This window comes from Mesorhizobium sp. M0276, assembly GCF_040321755.1.
Lineage (GTDB): Bacteria > Pseudomonadota > Alphaproteobacteria > Rhizobiales > Rhizobiaceae > Mesorhizobium.
The window spans coordinates 1-560 of the sequence record NZ_JAMYSC010000171.1 but is presented as its reverse complement, the minus strand read 5'-3'; the positions used below and the strand labels follow the sequence as shown (position 1 = coordinate 560).

General features: G+C 62.1%; 1 protein-coding gene. It reads right to left on the bottom strand.

Annotated features, from left to right (window positions below; genetic code table 11):
• Nucleotides 1-272: 272 nt before the first annotated feature.
• On the bottom strand, nucleotides 273-560 hold a 288-nt coding region (locus tag NKJ01_RS36320), incomplete at its 5' end, for a transposase (RefSeq protein ID WP_352735408.1).

Below are 560 nucleotides of genomic sequence, written 5' to 3'. Positions count from 1 at the left end.
GGGGCCGTGTATGGACGGCTCTCCGTTGGCAAGGGATTTGTGAGCTTTTGCAGTTGCTGGTTGGTGCGGCCATGTATCCGACCTGTAGGTGCGGCCTTTCATGTGCCGCTGGCCATAATGCCATTCGCGCGTCTCAGGTCCCGATCGAAAGCTCGCACTTATGGTGCACGGCCCCAGTGGGTTTTCCCGATCCGGCGGTTTCAACCGGCTTTGTGCATTAGCTCCTGTCCGCCCTTTCCAACCTCGTCGGCGATAGCACGCCTTGTTTCGTTCTACGCGATGACCGGCTCCCTATAGCGCTCGCCGCCGGTCATCAATGCCCAGACCATGCGGGCTGTCTTGTTAGCCAGCGCAACCGCCGCGACCTTGGTCGTTCGTCGTGCCATCAACTGCACGAGCCAGGGGCGCCTGGTCCCGTTCCGCTCCGCGTAGCGGATGACGGCCATCGCCCCGACGACGAGCAGCTGGCGCAGGTAGCGATTACCTGCCTTGGAGATGCTGCCGAGCTTCTCCTTACCCCCGCTCGAGTTTTGCTTCGGCACGAGCCCGATCCAAGCCGA